16 protein-coding genes and 1 pseudogene are annotated in these 20,614 nt (G+C 69.2%); 8 read left to right on the top strand and 9 right to left on the bottom strand.

Annotated elements, in window-relative coordinates:
- The first annotated feature begins 184 nt into the window (after positions 1 to 184).
- Positions 185 to 1,225 carry an acetylxylan esterase gene (locus tag OG352_RS32375; RefSeq protein ID WP_329221816.1) on the top strand — a complete coding sequence of 347 codons (1,041 nt, stop codon included), beginning with the start codon at positions 185 to 187 and terminating at the stop codon, positions 1,223 to 1,225.
- Between the two features lie 252 nt (positions 1,226 to 1,477).
- Here the strand turns inward: OG352_RS32375 and OG352_RS32370 are convergent, their stop codons facing one another.
- The 3 genes from OG352_RS32370 to acnA form a co-directional block, all read right to left on the bottom strand.
- Complete coding sequence (locus OG352_RS32370) at positions 1,478 to 2,542, bottom strand: lytic polysaccharide monooxygenase auxiliary activity family 9 protein (RefSeq protein ID WP_443072404.1); 1,065 nt, start codon at positions 2,540 to 2,542, stop codon at positions 1,478 to 1,480.
- A gap of 335 nt (positions 2,543 to 2,877) precedes the next feature.
- Positions 2,878 to 4,434, bottom strand: a complete 1,557-nt coding sequence (locus tag OG352_RS32365; protein WP_329221812.1) for a sensor histidine kinase — start codon at positions 4,432 to 4,434, stop codon at positions 2,878 to 2,880.
- A gap of 374 nt (positions 4,435 to 4,808) precedes the next feature.
- Positions 4,809 to 7,526: an aconitate hydratase AcnA gene (acnA, locus tag OG352_RS32360; RefSeq protein WP_329221810.1), complete on the bottom strand. Its 2,718-nt coding sequence runs from the start codon at positions 7,524 to 7,526 to the stop codon at positions 4,809 to 4,811.
- A 601-nt stretch (positions 7,527 to 8,127) separates the two neighbouring features.
- On the opposite strand from acnA, the gene OG352_RS32355 reads away from it, so the two are divergent.
- Positions 8,128 to 9,657, top strand: coding sequence for a helix-turn-helix domain-containing protein (locus tag OG352_RS32355; RefSeq protein ID WP_329221809.1), 1,530 nt, complete (start codon positions 8,128 to 8,130; stop codon positions 9,655 to 9,657).
- Positions 9,658 to 9,928: 271 nt separating this feature from the next.
- Here the strand turns inward: OG352_RS32355 and OG352_RS32350 are convergent.
- A pseudogene (locus OG352_RS32350) lies at positions 9,929 to 10,096 on the bottom strand (IS630 family transposase); the annotation flags it as partial.
- Between the two features lie 307 nt (positions 10,097 to 10,403).
- Entirely contained in the window at positions 10,404 to 11,060 is a 657-nt protein-coding gene (locus tag OG352_RS32345; RefSeq protein ID WP_329221808.1) for a transposase family protein, read from the bottom strand.
- A 128-nt stretch (positions 11,061 to 11,188) separates the two neighbouring features.
- On the opposite strand from OG352_RS32345, the gene OG352_RS32340 reads away from it, so the two are divergent.
- On the top strand, positions 11,189 to 12,541 hold the full coding sequence (locus tag OG352_RS32340; protein WP_329215245.1) for an IS4 family transposase: 1,353 nt from the start codon (positions 11,189 to 11,191) through the stop codon (positions 12,539 to 12,541).
- Between the two features lie 215 nt (positions 12,542 to 12,756).
- Here OG352_RS32340 and OG352_RS32335 read toward each other — a convergent pair whose 3' ends face one another.
- The 3 genes from OG352_RS32335 to OG352_RS32325 form a co-directional block, all read right to left on the bottom strand.
- Positions 12,757 to 13,209 carry a hypothetical protein gene (locus OG352_RS32335; RefSeq protein WP_329221807.1) on the bottom strand — a complete coding sequence of 151 codons (453 nt, stop codon included), beginning with the start codon at positions 13,207 to 13,209 and terminating at the stop codon, positions 12,757 to 12,759.
- Between the two features lie 313 nt (positions 13,210 to 13,522).
- The gene (locus tag OG352_RS32330) at positions 13,523 to 13,795 is read right to left on the bottom strand and encodes a VOC family protein (protein WP_329221805.1); all 273 of its coding nucleotides are present in this window, start codon (positions 13,793 to 13,795) and stop codon (positions 13,523 to 13,525) included.
- A gap of 85 nt (positions 13,796 to 13,880) precedes the next feature.
- Entirely contained in the window at positions 13,881 to 14,351 is a 471-nt protein-coding gene (locus tag OG352_RS32325; RefSeq protein ID WP_329221804.1) for a hypothetical protein, read from the bottom strand.
- A 1,153-nt stretch (positions 14,352 to 15,504) separates the two neighbouring features.
- Here OG352_RS32325 and OG352_RS32320 point away from each other — a divergent pair.
- The 5 genes from OG352_RS32320 (at position 15,505) to OG352_RS32300 (ending at position 19,948) form a co-directional block, all read left to right on the top strand.
- Positions 15,505 to 18,066 carry a sensor histidine kinase gene (locus OG352_RS32320; RefSeq protein WP_329221803.1) on the top strand — a complete coding sequence of 854 codons (2,562 nt, stop codon included), beginning with the start codon at positions 15,505 to 15,507 and terminating at the stop codon, positions 18,064 to 18,066.
- Complete coding sequence (locus OG352_RS32315; protein WP_329221801.1) at positions 18,063 to 18,512, top strand: roadblock/LC7 domain-containing protein; 450 nt, start codon at positions 18,063 to 18,065, stop codon at positions 18,510 to 18,512. The genes OG352_RS32320 and OG352_RS32315 overlap by 4 nt, the downstream gene beginning before the upstream one ends.
- Positions 18,513 to 18,565: 53 nt before the next feature.
- Positions 18,566 to 18,898, top strand: a complete 333-nt coding sequence (locus tag OG352_RS32310) for a DUF742 domain-containing protein (protein WP_329224043.1) — start codon at positions 18,566 to 18,568, stop codon at positions 18,896 to 18,898.
- Positions 18,885 to 19,469 carry a GTP-binding protein gene (locus OG352_RS32305; RefSeq protein WP_329221800.1) on the top strand — a complete coding sequence of 195 codons (585 nt, stop codon included), beginning with the start codon at positions 18,885 to 18,887 and terminating at the stop codon, positions 19,467 to 19,469. Before OG352_RS32310 ends, OG352_RS32305 begins: the two co-directional genes overlap by 14 nt.
- 83 nt (positions 19,470 to 19,552) lie before the next feature.
- On the top strand, positions 19,553 to 19,948 hold the full coding sequence (locus tag OG352_RS32300; RefSeq protein WP_329221799.1) for a TOBE domain-containing protein: 396 nt from the start codon (positions 19,553 to 19,555) through the stop codon (positions 19,946 to 19,948).
- 135 nt (positions 19,949 to 20,083) lie between these two features.
- On the opposite strand, the gene OG352_RS32295 is transcribed toward OG352_RS32300, so the two are convergent.
- Positions 20,084 to 20,566 (bottom strand): molybdopterin-dependent oxidoreductase, encoded by a 483-nt coding sequence (locus tag OG352_RS32295; RefSeq protein WP_329221797.1) that lies wholly within the window; start codon positions 20,564 to 20,566, stop codon positions 20,084 to 20,086.
- Between the last annotated feature and the right edge of the window lie 48 nt (positions 20,567 to 20,614).

Genomic DNA, 20,614 nt, shown 5'->3' with positions numbered 1-20,614 from the left:
CAACGTAAGGGCTGACGGAAAGCGCTGTCAATGGGTGCTGCACGGTGGGCTGGTGGGACTTCGCACGGCGTTGGAATCCCTCACGAGCGGGGTAGAACCGGGGAGTTGGGTGTTACCGTCCTCCGCAAATTTCTGTATGACCTACGCAACGATCGATCGCCCACAACCTCTGCGAGGTGTCCCCGTGCCCGCGTTCGACCTGCCGCTGCCGGAGCTGGAACGCCACCGGCCCGAGCCCGACGAGCCCGCCGACTTCGACGCGTTCTGGAGCGACACCCTGAAGGAGGCCGAGCAGCGGGACGTACTGGTGTCGGCGCACCCCGTCGACACCGGTCTCCGTCTGACACGGACCTGGGACGTGACGTTCCGGGGCTTCGCGGGGGATCCGGTACGGGCCTGGTTCAGCCTCCCGTCCGACGTCACGTCCGGCCTCCCGTCCGACGTCACGTCCGGCGTCACGTCCGGCGCGCGGGAAGCGCTTCCCGCGGTCGTCGAGTACGCCGGCTACGGACGCGGCCGCGGTCTCCCTCACGAGCGCCTGACCTGGGTGAACGCCGGCTACGCGCACCTGCTGATGGACAACCGCGGCCAGGGCGACCAGTACGGCAACGGGGGCGCCACCCCCGACCCGCACGCCACCGCGCCCGGCGGTCCCGGCCCGGCCGTCCGCGGCCTCCTCGCCCCACGGGACTACCACTACCGCCGCCTGATCACGGACGCGGTGCGCGCGGTGGCGGCGGTCCGTGCACTGCCGGGCGTGGACCCCGGCCGCACCGTCGCCGTCGGAAACAGCCAGGGCGGCGGACTCGCCCTCGCCGTCGCGGGCCTGGTTCCCGACCTGGCCGCCGTCCTCGTCACGGCCCCGCTGTTGTGCGGCATCCGGCGTGCCCTGGACCTCACCGACGCGGGTCCGTACGGCGAGATCGCCGCCTACCTCTCCGTGCACCGAGGCGCCGAGGAAACCGCCTACCGCACGCTTTCCTACGTGGAAGGCGTCTCCTTCGCCCGCCGCGCCCACGCCCCCGCCCACTTCGGCACGGGCCTGCGCGACACGGTCTGCCCGCCGAGCGGGGTGTACGCCGCCTTCAACCGGTACGGGGAGCTGACCGGCGGCGCGGATCCACACAGGGAGATCCACCCGTATCCGTTCAACGGTCACGAGGGGGGCGAGGCCGAACAGGTACGACGCCAACTTCACTGGCTGGCAGGGAAGTTGGCCGACTGACGTGCGCCACGCCTCACCTCCGGCTCACGGCGGCCCCTCCGTCAACTCGGTTGGCCCCTACACCCGTTGACCCGGTAGAGTCATGCCCGCGCGACGTCGAGACAACGTTGTCGTATCACGCGACCCCCGACCCGTTGCACCGTCCGGGCGGGGACACCCCGGACCGCCCCACTCCCCCCTTGGGACAGGCCCGGCTCGCGGACCCGGTGGCGCGGCTCGCCGCCCACCAGGTCCGCCCAGAGCGGGTCTTGCTCAACCGACCCTGCAGGGAAGGCTCGTGGCGCTGTCACCGCCCGAACCGGAGACGACGTATCCGAACGTCGTACTCTGGCCCGGACTCAACGAGCCGTTCCAGTCGGCGTTATGGACCATCACCGCCTGCCCGTTGTACGTGGCGTTGCCGCTCCAGAGACTGGCCACCGACTGCCCACCGGGCAGCGACCAGTCGACCATCCAGCCGAGCATCGGGACGTCGCCGGAGTTGGTGACGGTCACCTCGGACTGATAGCCGCCGCTCCAGGTGCCGGTGGTCCTGCGGGTCGCGGTGCAGGCACCGGGGACGGGCTCGCTGGGGTTGCCCGGCTCGTGGATGCCGGTCACCTCGCCGTTTCCGCCGTCGAAGACGACGTCGGAGCAGGAGTAGAAGGTCTCGGCGCTGTCCGAGCGCTGCCAGACCATGTAGATGATGTGCCGCCCGGACTTGTTGGCCGGGAGCTTGCCGTTCCAGGAGTAGTTGGCCTCGACCGTGCCCGGGCTGCCGTTGAGCGGCGGGTGGTCGACGGAGAGGAAGGGCTGGGCCTCCATGTCGTCCCAGGTGAGGGCCTTGGTCGGGTCGAAGCCGTCCTTGGTGACGTAGACGTAGAACCAACCCGGGTGCGCCGCCCAGGCGTTGTAGGAGAAGTCGACGTTCGCACCCGAGGTGAGGTGGGTGAGCGGCCAGTCGTTGCGGGGCGCGTTGAACCCGGTGAAGTTGGCGTTGCCGCCGCTGCACAACTGGCCGTCCGGCACGAACCCGCGGGTGCGGCCGGCGCCGTCGGAGCGCAGCACCGAGAACCAGTTGTAGAACGGCGTGGTGCCGCTCACCTGTTGCGCGTTCTTGCAGGCCGGGTTGACCGGCTTGATCTCACCGGTGTCGGTCAGCCCGTCCTGCCAGCACAGGAAAGTACGGCTGCCGGGCTTCATGGGGGTGCCGTGCGCCTCGGCCTTGCCGCCGGTCGTGACGATCAGACCGAGGGCCGGGACCGTGGCCAACAGGGCCATGAGGACGAGGAACAGGGCTCGAGTACGTAACCTCGATGGTGAATCTGGCGTGATCATGACAGTTTGCATGGCAGATGAGTCCGCCTTCCAGGTACGGACCGTGCGTGCATGGGGTGCACTGCGGGTGGAGGTGCGGGGGTGGAGGTGCGCGTGGGGGGCGGGTGGGGGTCCGAGTGGGGGGTGCGGGTACGGGTGCGCGGAGCGGGAGCGTCCCGGAGTCGGGTCCGGCGGGTTCCGGTCCGCCGGGCACGAGCACACATATGGGAGCGCTCCCACTCCACCTGTGGCGGAAGGTAGCGCCGTACGGCCCACTTGTAAACGGGTCCGTACGGCGTTCCTGTGAGCGTCGGGCTTTCCGCGGCGGTGCGGTGAGGGCGGGGGCCGCGCCTCGCCTACCGCACCGGCACCCGCGGACTCCAGGTCAGCGTGTCCGCCACCGTCTCCCCAGACTCCCCCGCCTCCTCCAGCTCCCCCGGCTCCCCCGTCAGTGGCAGTTCCACCGTGAACTCGGTGCGGCCCGGCTCGCTGTGTACGTCGATGTGGCCGCCGTGCGCCGCCGTGATCGCGGCGACGACGGCGAGGCCCAGACCGGCGCCGCTGCCCGTGGTGGCGCGGGCGCGGGAGGCGTCGGCGCGGGTGAAGCGCTCGAAGACCGTCGGGAGCAGGTCGGGCGGGATGCCGGGGCCGTCGTCCCGGACACGCACGACGCACATGCCCCGGCGCGCCTCCACGACGGCGACGACGCTCGTGCCCGGGGGCGTGTGCACGCGCGCGTTGGCCAGCAGGTTGGCGACCACCTGACGCAGGCGGACCTCGTCACCGAGGACCAACGGCTGCTCGTCCAGGCGCAGTTCGAGCTGCCAGTCGTGACCGCCTCCCGCCGCCCGCGCGTCCCACACCGCCTCGGCGACCAGCGCCGCCAGGTCCACTTCGGAGGAGTACAGCGGCCTGCCCTCGTCCAGACGGGCGAGCAGCAGCAGGTCCTCGACCAGGCCCGTCATACGCGCCGACTCGGCCGTGACCCGGCGCCACGCCAGGCCCGGTTCGACGCGGTCGGCGCCGCGGTTCATCAGTTCCGCGTAGCCGGCGATGGAGGCGAGCGGCGTGCGCAGTTCGTGGCTGGCGTCGGCCAGGAAGCGGCGCATACGTTCCTCGCTGCGGCGGCGTTCGGCGAGCGAGGACTCGACGTGGTCGATCATGCGGTTGAGGGCCGCGCCGACCTGGCCGGCCTCACTGCCGGGGTCGGTGTCCCGCTCGGGAACCCTGGGGAGAGCGGTTGCCTCGTAGCGGTGCAACGGAGCCTGCGAGACCTCGACGGCTGCGGCGGTGACCCGGCCGAGGGGGCGTAGCTGCCGTCGTACGACCAGCGCGCAGACGCAGCCGGCGACCGTCAGGCCCGCCGCGGCCACGGCCGCCTCCACCGCGACCAGGCCGCGGATCATGTCCTGGACGTCACCCATCGGAAGGCCGGTGAGGACGCGGACGCCGTTGGCGTCGAGGACGGTGATGCGGTAGGCGCCCAGGCCGGGGACCGTCCTCGTGTACGGGCCGTCGCCGGTCTCCATGCCTGCCAGGGAAGTGATTTGAGGCTTCGTCAGGTTCTGCGGCGGGGCGTCCTGGCGTACCGTCGCCGCCGCGAGGACGGTGCCGTCGGCGTCGAGGCGGGCGGCGAGCAGGCCGGCCGGGTGGCCGCTCCCGTCGAGGAAGGTCAGGTCTCTCGGCAGGTCCGGGTGGAGTGAGGCGTCGCCGAGGCCGCGCTGCGCGGCGTCGGTGACCCGGTCGTCCAGGTTGCCCAGCAGGTAGGCGCGCTGGGCGAAGACGGTGGTGAGGGCCATCACGGCGCACACGGCGACGAGGACGGCGCCGATGAGGATCAGGAGCCGGGTGCGCAGGGAGCCGCCCCGGGTGCGGGCGCCCCACGGACGGGTGCCCCGGGGGCGGATCCTCATCTCCCGTCCTCCACCGGCATGAAGGCGTGCCCCAGCCCCCGTACGGTGAGCGCGGGCTCGTCGTCGACGATCGGAACGCGGACCCGTCCGCTGCGGGTACCGGAGATGCCAGCCATGTCCTGATCCTGTCCCGGTCGGCTGGGGGAATGCTGTGCTGCGCCTGAGCCGCAGCCGTGCGAAATGGTGACCAACCGGCTACGACGGCGTTTCCCGGGATGCCGGACATCCGCCAACTGCCTTGGTGGAAACAGGCGTTGGCCGAAGGAGGCGATGCTTCGAGCGGGGCTGGCCGTGGAGGTGCAGAGGTAGGGCGCACGCGGAGGGCCGCACCCCCGTCACCGGGGATGCGGCCCTCAACTGCCCTACGAGACCGCTTACTTGGTGATCAGGCTGCGCAGCACGTACTGCAGGATGCCGCCGTTGCGGTAGTAGTCCGCCTCGCCGGGGGTGTCGATGCGGACGACCGCGTCGAACTCCACACCGGTGTCGGTGGTGACCTTGACCGTGCGGGGGGTGGTGCCGTCGTTCAGCTCGGTGATGCCGGCGATGGAGAAGGCCTCCTCGCCGGTCAGACCGAGGGACTCGGCGGACTGGCCCGCCGGGTACTGCAGCGGGATGACGCCCATGCCGATGAGGTTGGAGCGGTGGATGCGCTCGTAGGACTCGGCGACGACGGCCTTGACACCGAGCAGCGCCGTGCCCTTGGCCGCCCAGTCGCGGGACGAGCCGGAGCCGTACTCCTTGCCGGCCAGGATGACCAGCGGGGTGCCCTGCTCGATGTAGTTGCGCGAGGCGTCGTAGATGAAGGCGACCGGGCCGCCGTCCACGGTGAAGTCGCGGGTGTAGCCGCCCTCCGTGCCCGGCGCGATCTGGTTGCGCAGGCGGATGTTGGCGAACGTGCCGCGGATCATGACCTCGTGGTTGCCTCGGCGCGAGCCGTAGGAGTTGAAGTCACGACGCTCCACACCGTGCTCGGTGAGGTACTTGCCGGCCGGGGTGTCGGCCTTGATGGCGCCGGCGGGCGAGATGTGGTCCGTCGTCACCGAGTCGCCCAGCTTGGCGAGGACGCGGGCGCCGGTGATGTCGGAGACCGGGGTGGTCTCCATCGTCATGCCCTCGAAGTACGGGGGCTTGCGGACGTAGGTGGACTGCGGGTCCCACTCGAAGGTGTTGCCGGTCGGGATCGGCAGCGCCTGCCACTGGGCGTCGCCCGCGAAGACGTCGGCGTAGGACTTGTTGAACATGTCCTCGCCGATGGCGTTCGCCACGACGTCGTTGACCTCGGCCTCGGTCGGCCAGATGTCGGTCAGGAAGACCGGCTTGCCCTCCTGGTCGACACCGAGGGCGTCGCGCGTGATGTCCACCTTCATGGAGCCCGCGAGGGCGTACGCGACGACCAGCGGCGGGGAGGCCAGGTAGTTCATCTTGACGTCGGGGTTGATCCGGCCCTCGAAGTTACGGTTGCCGGAGAGCACCGAAGTCACGGCCAGGTCATGGTCGTTGACGGCCTTGGAGACCTCCTCCGGCAGCGGGCCGGAGTTGCCGATGCAGGTGGTGCAGCCGTAGCCGACGAGGTTGAAGCCGACCTTGTCGAGGTAGGGGGTGAGCCCCGCCTTGTCGAAGTAGTCGGTGACGACCTTGGAGCCGGGCGCGAGGGTGGTCTTGACCCAGGGCTTGCGGGTCAGACCCTTCTCCACGGCCTTCTTCGCGACGAGCGCGGCGGCGACCATGACGTACGGGTTGGAGGTGTTGGTGCAGGAGGTGATGGCCGCGACCGTCACCGCGCCGTGGTCGATCGTGTACGTCGAGCCGTCGGCGGCGGTCACGGTGACCGGGTTCGACGGGGCGCCGTTGGGGTGGTTGGCCGGGGCGTCGGAGGCCGGGAAGGACTCCTTGCCCGCCTCGTCGGCGGCGTCGACGTAGTTGCGGACGTCCTGCTTGAACTGCTCGGCGGCGTTCGCGAGGACGATGCGGTCCTGCGGGCGCTTCGGGCCGGCGATGGAGGGGACGACCGTCGAGAGGTCGAGCTCCAGCTTCTCGGAGAAGTCCGGCTCGGCCTTCGGGTCCAGCCAGAGGCCCTGCTCCTTGGCGTACGACTCGACGAGCGCGACCTGCTGCGCGTCGCGGCCGGTCAGGCGCAGGTACTTCAGGGTCTCGTCGTCGATCGGGAAGATCGCGGCGGTGGAGCCGAACTCCGGCGACATGTTGCCGATGGTGGCGCGGTTCGCGAGGGAGGTGGCGGCGACGCCCTCACCGTAGAACTCGACGAACTTGCCGACGACGCCGTGCTTGCGGAGCATCTCGGTGATGGTCAGCACGAGGTCGGTGGCGGTGGTGCCGGGGGGGAGCTCGCCGGTGAGCTTGAAGCCGACGACGCGCGGGATGAGCATCGAGACCGGCTGGCCGAGCATCGCGGCCTCGGCCTCGATGCCGCCGACGCCCCAGCCCAGCACACCGAGGCCGTTGACCATGGTGGTGTGCGAGTCGGTGCCGACGAGGGTGTCGGGGTAGGCCTGACCGCCGCGCACCATGACCGTGCGGGCGAGGTGCTCGATGTTCACCTGGTGGACGATGCCGGTGCCCGGCGGGACGACCTTGAACTCGTCGAACGCGGTCTGGCCCCAGCGCAGGAACTGGTAGCGCTCGCGGTTGCGGCCGTACTCCAGCTCGACGTTCTGCGCGAAGGCCTCGTTGGTGCCGAACTTGTCGGCGATGACGGAGTGGTCGATGACCAGCTCGGCCGGGGCGAGGGGGTTGATCTTCGCCGCGTCGCCGCCGAGCTCCTTGACGGCCTCACGCATGGTGGCGAGGTCGACGACACAGGGCACGCCGGTGAAGTCCTGCATGATCACGCGGGCCGGCGTGAACTGGATCTCCTGGCTGGGCTGGGCCTGCGAGTCCCAGCCGCCGAGGGCACGGATGTGGTCGGCGGTGATGTTCGCGCCGTCCTCGGTACGGAGCAGGTTCTCCAGCAACACCTTCAGGCTGTACGGAAGGCGAGCCGAGCCTTCCACCTTGTCCAGCCGGAAGATCTCGTACGACTCGTCGCCCACGCTGAGCGTGCTACGGGCGTCGAAGCTGTTCGCCGACACGACAGTCTCCTTCATTGATGTGCGCGTACCACCGCATCCTGCCGTCACGCGGGCTTGGCCGATCCGCTAAGGTCAGGCTAAGTTAGGCAACCCTTACTAGGGTGGGCGGCTGCGGGGCGCCTCGGCAGATATCTCGATGTCGAGATAACTCTAGTACATGAGGGCGGAATGGTCATGCCCGGGCTCGCCTTACCTTCCCTTCCCTTGCCTGGCCTGGCCTGGCCTTGCCTGGAAACGGTGTGCGGTGTTCACGGCGAGTCTGCGACCATGCGCCTCCGACAGGCGGAGTTCCGGCAGGCGGACGGAAGCGGAACGGCATGCCTGATGGATGGCAGTGGGACAGGACCCTGTTCCGGACGACATCGCGGCGTGGACGCTCTCCCGCTCCGACTCGACCCCTCACCTGTTCGGCACCAGGCCGGCGGAGTTCGAACGGGGCCTGCGTGCAGTACTCCGCCAGGCATCCCCCGACAGCCGCTTCACGGAGCACTTCCCACCGACCGAAATCATGACGTGGCACAAACCGGGCGGCGTTGACAGGGTGTCACCCGAATGGACCACCCAACAGGTGCCATCTCATATCTGAGATAACCTCAGCCCCATGGCAGACGACTACCTCGTACGCATCGGCAAGCTCATCCGTGACGCCCGGCAGCACCGGGGCTGGACACAGGCGCAGCTGGCCGAGGCGCTCGGCACCAGCCAGAGTGCAGTCAACCGCATCGAGCGAGGCAACCAAAACATCAGCCTTGAGATGATCGCTCGAATCGGTGAAGCGTTGGACAGCGAAATCGTCTCTCTGGGCTACGCGGGACCGATGCACCTGCGTGTCGTGGGCGGCCGTCGGCTGTCCGGCGCGATCGACGTGAAGACCAGCAAGAACGCGTGCGTGGCGCTGCTGTGCGCCTCGCTGCTCAACCAGGGACGCACGGTGCTGCGCCGGGTCGCCCGCATCGAGGAGGTCTACCGCCTGCTCGAGGTCCTCAACTCCATCGGCGTACGCACCCGTTGGATCAACGACGGCGTCGACCTGGAGATCGTGCCGCCGGCCGTGCTGGACATGGCGGCGATCGACGCGGCGGCTGCCGTGCGCACCCGTTCCATCATCATGTTCCTCGGCCCGCTGCTGCACCGGATGGACCACTTCAAGCTGCCGTACGCCGGCGGCTGCGACCTCGGCACGCGGACCATCGAGCCGCACATGATCGCGCTGCGCCGGTTCGGGCTGGAGGTCGCGGCGACGGAGGGGCAGTACCACGCCGTCGTCGACCGTGCCGTCCGCCCGGACCGGCCGATCGTGCTGACCGAGCGCGGGGACACGGTCACCGAGAACGCGCTGCTCGCGGCCGCCCGGTACGACGGCGTGACCGTCATCCGCAACGCCTCCTCCAACTACATGGTCCAGGATCTGTGCTTCTTCCTGGAGGCACTCGGCGTCGAGGTCGAGGGCGTCGGCACCACCACGCTCACCGTGCACGGCGTCCCCGACATCGACGTCGACGTGGACTACTCGCCCTCCGAGGACCCGGTCGAGGCGATGAGCCTGCTCGCCGCCGCCGTCGTCACGGAGTCGGAGCTGACGGTGCGCCGGGTGCCCATCGAGTTCCTGGAGATCGAGCTGGCGGTCCTGGAGGAGATGGGGCTCGACCACGACCGTACGCCGGAGTACCCGGCCGACAACGGCCGCACCCGGCTGGTGGACCTCACGGTCCGGCCCTCCAAACTGGAGGCGCCGATCGACAAGATCCACCCCATGCCGTTCCCCGGCCTGAACATCGACAACGTGCCGTTCTTCGCGGCCATCGCCGCCGTCGCGCAGGGCAAGACCCTCATCCACGACTGGGTCTACGACAACCGCGCGATCTACCTGACGGACCTGAACCGGCTCGGCGGGCGGCTCCAACTCCTCGACCCGCACCGGGTACTGGTCGAGGGCCCGACGCGCTGGCGCGCCGCCGAGATGATGTGCCCGCCGGCGCTGCGTCCGGCGGTCGTCGTCCTGCTGGCGATGATGGCGGCGGAGGGCACGTCGGTGCTGCGCAACGTGTACGTCATCAACCGCGGCTACGAGGACCTGGCCGAGCGGCTCAACTCCATCGGGGCGCAGATCGAGATCTTCCGGGACATCTGATCGGCGGAGTGTCGTGCCCCTTGGAGGCAAAGGGCACGACACCTCAACATGCCAGTTGACCTGCGGATACCCACCTTCACGACCCTCCATTGATCATTGTTGTTTTTCAGTACCTTGTGCAACACACGTGCAAGATGATCTTGAATGGTTGACGATGCGCCAGAGAACCTGAGTATCCGTCAGCCTTCACGGAGGGTTGTCGCCGAAGTGGCCTCGCAGCGTCCGATATCGGTCGTGCCACGCCGACCGCATCTGGTCGACCATCGGCACCCACGTCGAATGCGGCGAACAGGCTGGTAACGCCGTGCCGCAGGTAGTCGTGGGTGCGGCGCTCGGGCATCCCCGGCAGCACGGGCTGCGACCGGTCCAGGGCCTGCACCTGGGACTTCTCGTCGACACAGAGCACCACCGCACGCTCGGGCGGATTGCGGTGGCGGCCTTCGGCGTGGGCTTCCGATGGCCCATCTACGGCAGGAAAGATTCCGGTTTCTGGTTCTCCCGCTGCCTCGATGACGTCGTGACTGGGGGCACCAGCCCAGCGCGGCACCCTGCGGGTGCGCCAGAGCGCCAGCCGCCCATCCACAAGAGCTACCCCGCACCGTCTGGACTCAACGGCCTTGAATCTCAAGGCTGTTCGATACAGTGAGCCTCCGCCAACTTGAAGTCGCAGGTCAAAGGGCTGGTGTGACCGGTACTCAGGGTGCTCACGCTGGTCGTGGGCGGGAGCCTGTGGAGTAGATCGTCTGTCAGCGGTTGACTTCGAGGTTCGTCAGAACGAGCAAGGCTCGCAGGAGGCGGGTGGCGCGGGCGGGGTCGGTGCGGAGCTTGGTGAGGGTCCGCCAGTTCTTGAGGTGCGCGAAGCCGTGTTCGACTGGCGCGCGTCCGACGGCGAGGACACGGTTGGCGTCCTTCTGGCCTGGGGTGAGCTTGTGGGTGCGGCCGGCGTGGAAGCCGGTGACGATCACGGGGTCGCGTACGTCGTTGTCCAGGCCGCGGAAGCCTAGGTCCGCGAGGGCGCCGAGGCCGGCGGCGCGCAGGTGGGCCAGGATGTGGTCGTGGCGGGCGGCGGTGATGTCGTGGGTGCGGCCGGGCCGGGCGGCGGATATCCAGATCAGGCGGCCGCGTTCGTCGGTCAAGGCGAGAAAGTGCAGGCCGTGATGGTGGTGTTTGCCGGAGTAGTTCCGCCGGTTGGCCTTCCCGGTGCGACGTTGGGTGGGGATGAGGGTGCCGTCGATCAGGACCCCCTCCCCGCCTGTCTTAGCGACCCTCTTCAAGGCGCGGTCCAGGCACGGTGCCTGGGCTGCGAGCAGGGCGATCAGCTCGTCGCGCCAACGGCGGACGGTGGACTCGGACACGTTGTTGCCGCCGGCCATGTCGGCCAGGCGCTGATCGTGCCGCAGCACGGCCAGGACGATCACCGCGATCCGGCCGGGCGGCAGGATCCGCCACCTGGACCGTATCGCCCAATGCCGTTGTCTGTGGGCTGCACGCAGCGTTCCGCTGCGGCGTCGGCGCGAGGATGCTGACAGTTATGCAGCATCCATGGACCGGATTATCGGACGACGTGCGGTTGGGAATTCTCACCCGGTGGGTGACCGCCGAGTTGGTGGACGAGGTGCTGGCTGCGTGCGGAAAGCGGGATGAGAAGCCTGGGGCGCTGCCGGTCAGGTTCATGGTCTATTTCGTGCTCGCGTCGGCCCTCTTCCAGCAGGACTCCTATGACGACGTGGCGGAGAATCTGGTGGGCGCGCTGGAGGAGATGAGCGTGTCGATCCCGAACCGGTCCTCGTTCACGCGGGCCAGGCAGCGGCTCGGGCCGGCCGTGCTGGAGACGCTGTTCCGTCGCCTGGCCGGGCCGGTAGCCCCGCCAGGGCTTGCCGACGCCTACTACCAGGGGATGCGGATCGCCGCGGTGGACGGGTTCCTCCTCGACGTGAAGGAGAACGAGGTCAACCGGGCCACGTTCGGCGGGACGCGGGACGCCAGGGGTCATCGGGCGGGAAATCCTCAGGCCAGGGTGGTGACGCTGACCGAGACCGGGACGCACTCCACGATCGACGCGAGAGTGGGCGGGTTCAGCACCGGGGAGCGGGAGTTGACGATCCCGATGGCCGCCAGCGCTGCCGGGATGTTCGTCATCATGGACCGGGGCTTCCCCGGGGTGGAACTGTGGAAGGCGTTCACGCAGGCCGGGGCTCACCTGCTGATCCGGGCGCGCTCCACGGTGGCCCACCAGCCGGTGACGGTCCTCGTGGACGGGACGTATCTGGCCCGGATGAACCTGGCCGGGCAGAAGCGTGCACATCCCGGCGGGGTGCTGGTGCGGGTGGTCGAGTACCGCATCGATGGGGGCGAGGTCATCCGACTGCTGACCGACCTGCTGGACCCGGTGGCCTTCCCCGCGGACGAGTTGGCCGCCCTCTACCATGATCGCTGGGAGAGTGAGTCGGCGTTTCGGCAGGTCAAGACGTTTCAGCGCGGACCCCAGGAGGTCTTACGGTCCGTCAGCCCAGCTTTGATCCGGCAGGAGGTATGGGCGCATCTGGTGGTGCACCACTGCATGACCCGGATCATCATGCTCCTGGCCGACGAAGAAGGGATCGACCCGGACCGGATCTCCTTCGTCAAGGTCATCAAGCACGTGCGACGCAGCGTCATCCGCCAGTGCACGCAGACCTCTTGGCAGGTCAAGCAGTTCATGACGATGCTGGCCGATAAGGTGCACCGCAAGCTCGACAGCGGTGCCAGACGCCTGCGCGAGGCGGACCGGTTCGTCAAGCGCCCGTACTTGAAGTACACCTACCGCCCCGCGGGGAAGCCCCGCCGCCCCACCCGACACGTCCCGGAGAAGTCGCTGACCTTGGAACCCGCACTCGCTTCATAGGACAGACAACGGCATTGCCGTATCGCCTTCAGATGGCGGCGCAGCAGACCGGCGAGGTGGTTGACGGTGTGCGTGGACAGCGGCAGACGGCACTGGTAGACAAGCGTGCTCGTGTCCTCGGCGCGTCCTTTGGTTTTCGTCACACAATTCCAACGGCCGCCGGGGGCACCGCGGTTACGCTCGCGCCGGACTGCTCCGGGCGACAGCGTCCCCGGTCACAGGCGGGTGGTGAACCGGCCGTCGGGCAGTTTGCGCAGCCAGCCGCGATCAACGAGTCTGACCAGTCTCCCGCGCAGCGGTTCCAGCTTGGCCCGCACTCTGACGTCGACTCCCAGCATCTCGCCGACATGCCGGGCCATGACGGGTCCGGCAGCCTGCCGCACAGCGGCGAGGATGCGCTGATAGTCCGGCGGGAGCATGGTCTCCTCCAGGCCCGGCTCGCGGTGCGGAATCAGCATCACCGACCGTCCACCCACCTGCCCGGGCATCGGCGCGGCTGAGGCGCGCTCGTCGGCGAGTTGTTCGCTCACCCGCTCCAGGACCCGCTCGGCGACGGCAAGTTCGTCCCGCTCGGCCCGCACCTCCGCCAACTGCTTGGCCAGCTGTTCTTCGAGTTCGTCCAGTTCCGCACGCCGCGCGGTGATCCGTTCCAGCAGCTCGGGATCCATGCACTGGATCGTAGAAGGCCACCCGGCCTCAGCGAGCGGGAACCGCAGAGCTGCCTGCTCCTACTCGGCGGCCTCCCGCACGTCCCTCACCCGCGCTGGCTGTCGGCGCCCTCGCGTCGCCGTCGATTCACGTAGCGGTGCAGGCCGTCTCCCAACGCCATCCGGCCGCCGAGAAAGCGACCTGGATTGGCCGGCAGGTTCCGTCGGCCTCGACGTTGGAACGACGGTGAAGGCGCCCCCCACACCGGATCGTCGACCCGGCGCCCTTGAAGGGCTAGTGCCGTACGCCGGGCCGCATCCACGCTGGAGAACGTCATGCTTCGTGGTCGGGGTCGAGCACCACCATAAACCTGTTGCCTTCCGGATCCGTCATCAGGGCGTGCATGCAATCGTGAGGTTCCACGAGAGAGGCGCCCTTGGCGATCAGCGTCTGAACCTGTTCGGCGATCGTTCCGACAAGGACGGTGACGACCGGTAGCACAGCCGGAGATTCCGCTTCGCCGACGCTGTACCCACCCCAACCCGGGATGCCGCCCCAGAACCCGATCATTTTCTCTGGGTCTACTGCTTCAAAATGAACGTGCATGCTGCTGTCTCACTTTCATCTGTGCGACCGAAGCCGAAAACGGCCTACCGAATCAATCCGGCAGGCCGTTACGGGTGAACGGACTTCAGCAGTCGATCACGGTGTTGTGCGTGTCTGCGATTCCGGGTTCGCTGAAGCGTCCGTGGTACTCGACCTGCAAGGTCACCTGAGTGTTGTACGTCTCCTTCTCACCATCATGCACGCACGTGAGCCCTGGAGTGGTGTAGCGCCCGCTGCACCTCGTCCACCCGCTGTCCTTGTGCTTCACCGCGCGCCAGTACCCGTCGCGCACGTACTCCTGAAGGTCGACCTGGACCCGGCACTGGTCGGGTGCCGGAGTTGAGCAACCCGTGTAATGGCCCTGGGCGTACAGCGGGCCGCCATGGGTGACCTGGAACGGTTTCTCACCCTGGAACGTGCACCACACGGGAAAGGCAGCAGTCCTCGCGACGGCCCTTCCCGTGCTGCCGCTCGGAGCTGCCGCAGCCGACGCCGTGGCAGCCGGCACCAGCAGGGCCCCCGCCGCGAGAAGGGGGACGATAAAACGCGCCTTCATTCTTTCCCCCCAAGAAGAATCGAATGTGTGTCTCACCGCCGACCACCCTCATGGGTTCACAGGCGCCACACAAGATCCGTGGCGCGAACTTTCCGTTGTTTGTCCGGTTCCCAGTCGTGGAATTGATCGTTCCCTCCCATCCGCTGCCAGCGGGCCGGTAGAAAACGACGAAGCCCCCGCCGGCCCAGAGGCTGACAGGGGCTGCCTGTGCGGTTTAGTGATCACAGATGCACGTGCGGATCACCTCGTTCAGCTCCTACGCCTGCTCGGGCGTCGACTTATTCGGGCCGTTGGTGAACGCCTCGACCGTCCGCTCCACAGCGTCCGGACGGTTCAGTACCGCGCACTGCCTGCGCCCCACTCGACCAATGATCAGCGGGGCGAAGCAGACCCCGAATTGGCAACAGCGTCTGAGGAAAGCAGCCGGGGCCCAGATGCCGCCCGACGATACATGCTCGGCTGCGCGCCGGCGGCGCGCCTCTGGCGGATAACGGCGGACCTCGAAGTCAACCGCTGACAGATGATCTACTCGACAGACTCCCGCCCACGACCAGCGTGAGCACGCTGAGTACTGGTCACACCAGCCCTTTGACCTGCGACTTCAAGTTGGCGGAGGCTCACTGTTCGGCTTGTGCAACGACCGTGCAAGATGATCTTCGGGCGGGTTCGTTTGCGCAGGTCAGATGCGTTGTATAGGAGTTCCGGGACATCTGAGCAACGAGTACCGCCGCACCCCGTTTGGCCTGTATGAATGCGGGTCCGGGCGGGGTGCGGCGCCATGTCCGGGGCTGGCTTGCCTGGGACCCCACGAGACTTCCCCCGGGACCTCCCCCGGGGCTTCGGGCCGAGAGCGGCCGGTGGCCGGAACCGAACACCGGCAGTGGGCGCCGCTCGCGGTCGCAGCGGTCGTACCTCTCCACCATCGCTGACAAGGTGCCCCTGACCTGCCCCCGACCTGCCCTTACGCCACTTCTCGCAGGGGACGCGCTGTGCGTTCGGGCGTCGCAAACGATCGTGATGATGCTGAAATCAAGAAAGTTTTAGGACTTTGATGACTCTTATCGATAGATCACCTAGCATCCTCACCACTGCCGCGAAGCGGAACGCATAGTTCTGGTTGTCGCGCTCGGCCCCATGCACCCAAGGACGCTCGATGCCGTCACGGACCCCTGCCCTGCAGCGCCTCCGTTCCATCCGCGCCTCGCTGCTGCTGCTGGCCCTGGTCCCGAGCCTGGCACTCGGCGGCCTCTGGGCCACCACCAGCGCACGCGTGCTGTCACAGGGCTTCGGTCTGCGCGCCGAGTTCGACACCAACCTGGCGGTCGCCAAGCCGTTCGGCGACATGATCGACGCCGCGGCCCGGGAACGGACGCTCAGCGCGGTCTGGCTGGCCGACCCCGACGCCTCGCGCGACGCCTTGGAGGCGCAGCGCCGCAAGACGGACGCCGCCGTGACCGAGATGGCGGGGCTTCCGGCCGCTCTGAAGGACGCCCCGGCGAAGTCCAAGGCGGCGTTCCAGCCGGTCGCGGACGCCGTGCAGGCAATGAACCTGACCCAGCTTCGGGCGCGGATCGACGACCGGTCCACCGACGTCCGGACGGCCACCGCGGCGTTCACCCGCGTCATCAACGCCGAGATCGTCGGCACCGACTTCGCCTTCCGGGTGAACGACGCGTCCCTGGTGACCGCGTCCATACCGACCTCGACCCTGATCGACGCCCGTGAGCAACTGCTCCTGGAGGACGCCACGCTGGCCCCCGCCGTCGCGAGCGGACGGCTGAGCGCCCAGGACCGGGCCGCCTTCCTCCACGCGGTGGGCGCCCGTCGTTTCCTGATGGGCAGCCTGCCCAACCAGCTCAACGCCCAGGACATGGCGGCGGTGGAGAAGCTCACCGACAGCCCGGCGTGGAAGACGCTGGAGAAGATCGAGGACGCCGTCATCGCCCAGCAGGACGGCGACAGCACCGCCCTGCCCGCGCCGGCCCGGCAGTGGCCCGCCACCATGACCACGATCATCCCGCGGATGCAGAAGGTCACGGTCGACCCCATCTTCGCCTTCATCGGCATGAGCCAGACCCGAGCCGACTCACTGCTGTGGCAGGGTCTGCTCACCAGCGGGGCGGGGCTCGCCGCCCTCATCGTGGTGGTCCTGCTGTCCTGGCGCGTCACCCGCTCCCTGATGCGGCGCCTGGCCGGCCTGCGCAGAGCGACCCTGGAGCTGGCCGACACCCGGCTGCCCAACCTGGTCGACCGGCTCAACCGCGGGGAGAACGTCGACGTCGAGTCGGAGGCGGCGGACCTCGACTACGGCGACGACGAACTCGGCAAGGTCGCCCAGGCCTTCAACTCCGCCCAGCGCACGGCGCTGCGCAGCGCGGTGAGCCTGGCCGACGCCCGCCGCGGCTTCCAGAAGGCCATCCTGGGCGTCGCCCGGCACACCCAGAACCTGGTGAACCGCCAACTGAGCCTGCTGGACACCATGGAGCAGAAACACCAGGAGCCCGAGGTGCTGAAGGGGCTCTACGAACTGGACTCCCAGGCAAGTCAGATACGCCGCTACGAGGAGAACCTCGTGATCATCAGCGGAGGGCAGCCCGGACGCCGCTGGACCCAGCCGGTCACCCTCATCGACGTCATACGCAGCGCCGTCGGGGAGGTCGCCGACTACCAGCGCGTCACGGTGCACGCCGACGAGGACCTGAAGCTGGCCGCGCACGCCGTCGCCGACGTGATCCACCTGCTCGCGGAACTCATGGAGAACGCCGCCCGCTACTCGCCGCCCGTCTGCCCGGTGTGGGTCCGCACGGAGCAGGTCGGCAAGGGGCTCGCCATCGAGGTCGAGGACCGCGGGCTGGGCATGGGGGAGGAGGAGTACGCCGACGTCAACCGGCGACTCTCGCAGCCCCCGCAGTTCGACGTCCTGGCCCTCGCCGACGACGCCCGCCTCGGCCTCTTCGTGGTCGCCCGGCTGGCCTCCCAGCACGGTGTCCGGGTCACGCTCCGCTCGTCGCCGTTCGGCGGCACCTCGGCGGTGGTCCTGATCCCCGCGCCACTTCTGATCGACGAATCCGCGATGGTCCCGGGTGCGGCAGTGGTTCCAGGTGCTCCGATGGTTCCCGGTGCCGCGACGGTCCCGGATTCTCCGGCGACGCTCGTGGCGGACGCGGACGCGGACGCGGACACCCGGCACACGGCGGCCCTCGTCGGCACGGCCTGGGAGCCGGACGCCCAGCCCGCTCCCCACCCCACGCCCCACCGCGCTTCGCAGTCCACGCCCCGGGCCGTTCCCCTGCCCGTTCCCCAGCAGGCTTCCCACCACGACGAGTGGTCGGTGTCGGAGCGCCCCTCCGTGTTCACCCCCCTGCGCCGCCCGGTCACCACACCGGATGCGAGCGCCGTCCTGATGGACGGGTCCCCGGCGGCCTCCTTCCCCGTCCAACCCGCCCAGTCCATCCAGTCCATCCAGTCCGTCCAGCCTCTCCACGGCGCTCCGCCCCTTCCGCAGCGCGTCCCCCAGACGAGCCTGGCCCAGGAGTTGCGCCGTGACCCGCCGTCCGCCGACGCCGTCCCGGCGGAGCCGGAACCGGAACCGCTGCCGCAGGCGGAGCAGGTCGCCAGGACGATGTCCGCCTTCCAGCGCGGCACCGCGCACGCCCGTGACTTCGGGGTACGCCCCGCCCCCGACCACGATTCCTCGACGAAGGCTCCACGATGACCGTTCACCCGCACCGCTCCCCCGCCACCTCCAACAACCTCGACTTCCTGCTGACCGGCCTCGTACAGCAGGTGACCGGTGTGCGGTTCGCCGTCGTGGTGTCCGAGGACGGGCTGGTGGTCAGCAAGTCCGCGGCCTTCCCCAGGCCCGAGGCCGAGCGGCTGGCCGCGACCGTGTCGGGGCTGATGAGCCTGGGCCGGGGCGTGTGCGTCGACTTCGACGGCGGGTCGGTCGTCCAGTCGCTGCTCGAGATGCGGCGGGGCTTCCTCATCCTCACGTCGGCCGGCGCGGGCGCGCACCTCGCCGTGCTGACGGAGTCGCAGGCGGACGTCGGCGTGGTGGCGTTCGAGATGAACATGCTGGTGAAGAAGGTCGGGGAACACCTCAGCGCGGCTCCCCGGGCCGAACTCTCGCCCCCGCCCGGCGTGCGCGGTTTCCAGCAGTGAACGACGGCCCCCAGGAGTCCTGGGCTCAGCCCGAGGGGGCCGCGCACTGGAGGATGGTAAGGGCGTTCACGCTGACCGGCGGCCGTACCGAGCCCAGCCGGGACGTCTTCACGCTCATCACGCTGGTGAGCACGGTCGACCTGCCGCTGCCGTCCGTCGGCCAGCGCCTGCAGCCCGAGCACCTGCGCATCCTGCGCATGTGTGCGCAGCCGCTGGCCGTCGCCGAGATCTCCGCCTATCTGGACCTGCCGGTCTCCGTGACGACCATCCTGCTCTCGGACCTGCTGGAGCTGGGCAGGATCCTCGCCCGCCCGCCCATCCACGTGGCCGCAAGCCCACAGATCGCCCTGTTGCAGAAAGTGAGGAACGGCCTTGCCCGGCTCTGACAACGCCCCCGAGGCTGTAAAGATCCTGATCTCCGGCGGTTTCGGCGTCGGCAAGACCACCATGGTCGCCGCCATCAGCGAGATCACTCCGCTGCATACGGAGGAACGGCTGACCGCCGCGGGGGTCGGGGTGGACGACGTGGTCGGCGTCGAAGCCAAGACGACCACCACGGTCGCCCTGGACTTCGGCCGCATCACGCTCACCCCCGACCTGGTGCTCTACCTGTTCGGCACACCCGGCCAGCAGCGCTTCTGGTTCATGTGGAACGACCTGGCGGTCGGGGCCCTCGGCGGGGTGGTGCTGGTGGACACCTGGCGCCTGGAGTCGAGCTTCGCGGCCATCGACTTCTTCGAGAAACGCGGCATCCCGTTCGTCGTGGCCGTCAACCGCTTCGAGGGCCGGCCGGACTACGGCGTCGAACAGATCCGCGGCGCTCTCGCGCTCCCCCCGACGTCCCCGATGGTCATGTTCGACGCCCGTGAACGCGGCGCCTGCCGTGACGTACTGCTGAGCCTGGTCGACCATGTGCTCGCCCAGGTGTCCGCCGCCCCGCTGCCGACGGCCCACTGAGCCCACGGGCGGTGCGCGGTGCTCACCGGCGGTGCGCAGGGCTTACGGCGGGGGCGGCCGTGGCCTGGCATATCTTGGCGGGCATGCAGTCTTACACGATCGGTCAGGCGGCCCGGTTGCTCGGGGTGAGTCCGGACACCGCGCGGCGGTGGGCGGACGCGGGGCGGGTGGTGACCCATCGCGACGAGGGCGGGCGGCGGGTCGTCGACGGGACGGATCTCGCCGCGTTCTCCGTCGAGCTGGCCAAGGCCGGGAGCGGTGAGGAGGACGTCTCCCACACCTCCGTCCGTAACGCGTTCCCGGGGATCGTCACCGCGATCAAGCTCGGTGACGTGGCGGCCCAGGTGGAGATCCAGGCGGGTCCGCACCGGTTGGTGTCGCTGCTGACCCGGGAGGCGGTGGAGGAACTCGGCCTGGAGGTCGGGATGGAGGCCACCGCCCGGGTGAAGTCGACGAACGTGCACATCGACCGCGTCTGAACGCGCCGGACGCCGTGGCGCGGCGTGGCGCGCCACGGGTGGTCGGCGGGGGCCGGCTGCGGGTACCGGACGTCGCCCGCGCAGCCCGTCAACCGCCCGCCGCGCAGGGCACGGTCGACGGCGTCACGGCCCGGATCACGTCCACGCGGGGTAGTCGCCGTCCACGCGGATCGTGTTGATCCCGCTGATGTGCCGGGCGCCGCAACGGTCCTGTGGCAGGACGAGTTGGGGGCCGGCCCGGTCGAGCGGGGTGTCGTCGATGGTGACCGCGAGGAGCACGGGAGCGTGTCCGAAGTCGGGGTCGATCTCCGCCCACGACAGCAGGGCGTGATGGCCGTCCGCCCCGGTCACGGCGATGAGGAAGCGGAGCCGGTCCTTGCGGCGGGCGGGGTCGAAGCCGGGCTCGGCCGCCGACAGCACGTCGTGCAGGAGCGGTCCGGTGAAACTGTGACACTGGACGCCGCTGGTGTCACATTTGAAGCTGACCTCCGCCCGCTGCTGGGGCCAGGCCAGCAGGTCGGCCACGGTCAGCCGGCACGGCCGGGCCAGGTCACCGGCGAGCACGACTTCCGGCATCGGAACGGCGGCCGTACCGGCGGTTGCGAGGGACTGACTCACGGGCTACCACCTCCCGGAAGACGGTACCCGAGCGGGCCGTATGTACAA

Source organism: Streptomyces sp. NBC_01485 (assembly GCF_036227125.1).
Lineage (GTDB): Bacteria > Actinomycetota > Actinomycetes > Streptomycetales > Streptomycetaceae > Streptomyces.
Note: the sequence above shows the minus strand (reverse complement) of the source record. Positions and strands in the feature narration are given on the sequence as shown.